This is a genomic window from Niastella sp. (assembly GCF_045805085.1).
Lineage (GTDB): Bacteria > Bacteroidota > Bacteroidia > Chitinophagales > Chitinophagaceae > Niastella.
The window spans coordinates 1-4814 of sequence record NZ_JBJMLX010000556.1 but is presented as its reverse complement, the minus strand read 5'-3'; the positions used below and the strand labels follow the sequence as shown (position 1 = coordinate 4814).

3 protein-coding genes are annotated in these 4814 nt (G+C 47.5%); 2 read left to right on the top strand and 1 reads right to left on the bottom strand.

All coding sequences use genetic code 11. The annotated features are described in order from the left end of the window. Positions 1-1242, top strand: a 1242-nt coding sequence (locus tag ACJ751_RS29040; protein WP_407749046.1) for a response regulator, incomplete at its 5' end; no start/stop codon positions are given. A 186-nt stretch (positions 1243-1428) separates the two neighbouring features. Here ACJ751_RS29040 and ACJ751_RS29035 read toward each other — a convergent pair. Continuing rightward, positions 1429-1611, bottom strand: a complete 183-nt coding sequence (locus ACJ751_RS29035) for a hypothetical protein (protein WP_407749045.1) — start codon at positions 1609-1611, stop codon at positions 1429-1431. A gap of 56 nt (positions 1612-1667) precedes the next feature. On the opposite strand from ACJ751_RS29035, the gene ACJ751_RS29030 reads away from it, so the two are divergent. Beyond that, a partial coding sequence (locus ACJ751_RS29030) for a SusC/RagA family TonB-linked outer membrane protein (protein ID WP_407749044.1) occupies positions 1668-4814 on the top strand: 3147 nt, incomplete at its 3' end.

Sequence of the window (4814 nt, the reverse complement as noted above, 5' to 3'; positions counted from 1 at the left end):
TATAACCTTGTGGCCAATGCCATCAAGTTCACGCCGGAAGGCAGAGCGATCAAAATATTTATCAGCGCCAACCCTGCATCGCACAATTTCACTATTGCCGTGCACGACCAGGGATCGGGCGTACCAAAAGATAAACTGGAACAGATCTTCGATCTGTTTCAGGAAGGGGAGAACACAAACGGCCGCGAACTAAAGGGCACGGGCATTGGCCTGGCGCTTTCCCGCGAGTTTGTTGCATTACACGACGGCAAAATTTGGGCGGAAAATAATTCCGATGGCGGGTTAACGGTTACAGTACAATTGAGATCCGGTTCAGAACATTATAAGCAGTCCGAAGCGTCGTTTGTTGAGCTGCCCCCAACAAAGCCAGCCTTTGAAACGCCAGTCGAACAGCAACTCCTGGCTCAAATTGCAGACAAGGGCACTAACCAAAACCAGCCTCCCCCCACCGGGGGGAGGTTTGGAGGGGGGCTATCGCCCCTGGTATTACTGGTAGAAGACAATGACGAGTTGCGCAATTTTATCAAAACACAACTGGGCGAATATTACCGCGTTGAAACCGCCAGGGATGGAGAAGAAGGATGGCAAAAAGCCATCGCGCTGATCCCTGATCTGATTGTCAGCGATATCATGATGCCGAAAATGGACGGTCTTCAAATGCTTGACAGAATTAAGAATGACGTGAACACCAGCCATATTCCGGTGGTGTTGCTGTCAGCGAAATACTCCATCGAAAGTCAGATTGAAGGATTGCGCTATGGCGCCGATCATTACATCACCAAACCGTTCAATAACGAGTTTTTGATAGCAAGTATCGATAACCTGTTGCAGCAGCGAAAGAAATTGTTCCACGCATTGGTAGAGAAAAGGAAGACCGTTGACCTGAGTCCCGAACCGGTGGTAATTACTTCCAAAGACGAAACATTTTTGAAAGAGGTTATCAGGGTGGTGGAAGCAAAAATGGAGGATCCCGATTTTAATATCGACAGCGTGGCCGAAACCATGGCGTTGAGCCGCACCAATTTTTATAAGAAATTCAAAAGCCTCACCACCTTAACCCCGATGGAGTTTGTGCGCGACATGCGTTTACAACGCGCCAAACAATACCTCGATGCCGGCGGACACAATATTTCCGAGGTAGCTTACTTAACCGGTTTCAGCAATCCCAAATATTTCAGCACGTTATTTAAAGAGAAGTACCACGTTTCTCCTTCGGACTATATCAGGTCGAAAGATGCATAGCTAATTAAGTAGAGCTTATCGATCCGAAAGCGGCAAGGCAGAGGGCAGAAGGCAGAAGGCAGACGGCAGACGGCAGAAAAAACAGCCGAGCTTTGGTTTTCTTTATAGTTTAGGTCTATTGAGCCGAAGGCGATAAAGTAAAAAGCAGTTGGCGAACAGTCTGCTTGTCGGTGTCAGCTTTCTTGTTCAACCCCGGTTTTCTTCTCCACTACCTTCTGCCTTTTGTATTTCTTTCTGCCTTCTGCCAAAAAAGCTTCCCATTTTCCAAAGGCGCCACATTATATCCATAACTACTTGCATCTCAATAAGCTTTTTACCAGCCTGTACAAAAACAAACCATTTCTGCACAAACGGGAACCTCTCCGCCATGGCTAATAATTAGGTTTGTAGCCATCTCTCTGTTAGAAACCAAATAGTAAACTGCCATGCACAAGGAAAAAACGATTGCCTTAAAACTATTGCTATGCTGCGCCGCCATCTTGGTTTGGCAGGCAACTTTCGCTCAAAATGGGATCCCTGTTTCAGGTACTGTGGAAGACAAAACAGGACCATTGGAAGGAGCGAATGTGACAGTGTCCGGATCGAATACCGGCACCCGTACAGACAAGAGCGGGAAATTTACCCTCACTGTTCCCGACAAAAGATCAACCCTTACTATTTCAAATGTTGGCTATGGTACCCGCACAGTTCAGGTGGGTAACAGTACTGCGTTCCATATTATCATGGAAGCGCAGGATAAGTCGATGGACGAAATAGTGGTAATTGGTTATGGCACGGCCAGAAAGAAAGACCTTACCGGCGCCACTGCTTCCGTAAGCGGCGCAGAGATCTCGAAGATCCCGGTAACCTCCGCCGCGCAGGCCATCACCGGTAAAATTGCCGGGGTAAGCGTGGTTACGCAAAGCGGGGCGCCCGGGGCCGACATCAACATTGTGGTACGGGGTGGCACCTCCATTACCCAGGGAACTAAACCGCTTTACATTGTTGACGGTTTTCAAATGGACGATGGGTTGAAAAATATCGATATGAACGATATTGAAACCATCGATGTAATGAAAGACGCGTCTGCAACGGCCATTTATGGCGCCCGGGGCTCCAACGGAGTAATTTTGATTACGACAAAATCGGGCAAAAGCGGCAAAACCCAGATCACCTACAACGGATACCAGAGTTTTGAAAAACTGAGCAAACAGCTCGATATGATGAGTCCCGAGCAGTATGCCGATTACCAGTATGAGTTTCAAATCCTGGCTGGTAAACCCGATAAATGGGCTAAGAACTTTGGAGGTGATATCACCGACCCTAACTTTTACTCCGGCGCGGCTGACTACATACATAATACCTATGGAGGTCAGGCCGGCATAAACTGGCAGGATGCGATGTTTGGTGGTACGGCCAGGTTGCAAAACCATGCGCTGTCTGTAAGCGGTGGAAATGACAAAACAAAGTTCCTGCTCAATGGCAGCTTCACTGGTCAGGATGGTATTGTTGACAAACATGGTTTTCAAAGAACGAATGTGCGCGCCAAGGTGAACCATAAGATCAGCGATCACGTGCGCGTTGATTTCAATACCAACTATAATAATATGAAGTTGCGCGGCGGTGGTTCACTGGCGGGTCAACTGAAACTGAGTTTACTGCAACCGCCAACCGGTGGTATCCGTTTCTCCGACGACCAGCTGAAAAATACAGATGTGAGCGAGCTCATGCAGGCCGACGACTCCCAGTACGATATTTACAACCCCATCATCACCAACGATGCGGTTACCCAAACTACCTATACCCGCCAGTATACGACCAATGCCGGTATCGATATCGACCTCCTGAAAAACCTCACCTGGCGTACGCAGGGTACTTATCAGTGGCAACAGGTACGCGATGATTACTGGGACGATGGCCGTACAAAAACCTCGCAAACCTATAACGGCCCCTGGGGCAAACGCAATAACGATGAAAAAAGTTCCTGGCAGGTTACCAATACCCTGAACTGGAAAAAATATTTCGGTGAGCACAACCTGAATGTGATGGCAGGCCAGGAAACTTATTTTAGTGAGAGCATGAACCTGGATAATACCTATTCAGATTTCCCTGCTGGGAACTTTGGGTTGAACAATGTGGCCGTGGCCGGAAGATTATATTCCAAAGGTTCCGGCAAAACCCAGTTTGCATTGGCTTCCGTATTTGGCCGGGTAATGTATAGCTATGCCGATCGTTACCTGGTTACTGCCACCCTCCGTGGCGACGGCGTATCCCGGTTCGCCCCCAGCCACCGGTGGGGCATGCTGCCTTCTGTGTCTGCAGCCTGGCGGATCTCAGAGGAAGCGTTCATGAAGAACAATGGCATCTTCAACCAGTTGAAGTTGCGCGTGGGGTACGGCACAACCGGTAACTGTAATATCGACGACTATATGTATGTTACAGGGTACGGCGCAGGTTTTTATGCCATCAACAACCAGGAAGTAATTTCGCTCAGCCCTGGCAGTGTTCTCGCCAATGCAGCTCTGCGCTGGGAAAAAACAAATTCTTTCAACGTTGGTCTCGATATGTCGGTGCTCAACAACCGCCTGAATATTTCGGCTGATTTTTACAACCAGCAATCGAATAACCTGTTGTTGAAAAGTAATATCCCTACCTCAACCGGTTACGCCAACCAGTTCCAGAACTTTGGTTCTGTGCAGAACAGGGGTGTTGAGATTTTAGTGAATTCCACGAATATCAATACCAAAGATTTTAAATGGACAACCGGTTTTAATATTTCCTTCAACCGCTCCAAAGTGCTGGCATTGTATGGCAATGGCGGCGCTAATGTATTGTACGATGGTAATTTCATTGTTCAGGTGGGCCAGCGTTTAGGCCAGTTCTACGGGTATAAATATGATGGCGTATACACCACCGATGATTTTATTCAGAATGCAAACGGCACCTATTCTTTAAAAGATGGTGTTGAAAGGCTGAAGGGCGGTAATGTAGCCAATGTAAAACCGGGTGATATAAAATTCCAGCCTGCTACCGGCGAAATGGATGCAAAGAACAATCCGGTATTCAGTACAAACGACAGAACCATTATGGGCAATGGGGAGCCTAACTATACCGGTGGTATCACCAACAACTTTACGTACAAGGGCTTCGACCTGAGCGTTTTTATGAACTTCACAGGCGGTAATAAAGTGTTCAATGCCAATGCCCGTCGCTTTTATGGACCGTACCTGCCAAATGAAAACACGTTTGCCGCTATGTCAAACCGTTTCAGGCTCATAGATCCGGTTACCGGCAGGGAAACAACCAACCTGGATCGCCTGGCAGAGTTAAACCCCAATCAATATTCTAAAAAACAGATCTGGAGCCTGCACTCAGATAACAGTAAATCCATCAGCGATCCTGCTATTGATTATTTTCTGGAAGATGGTTCGTTCCTGAGATTGAATACCATTACCCTGGGTTATTCATTGCCGCATAGCCTGTTGAAAAAAGCAGGAATAGCGAATGCCAGGTTGTATGGCACCCTGAACAACATCCACACTTTTACCAAATACAGCGGATATGATCCTGAAGTGAACAATTCAAGCAAGCCT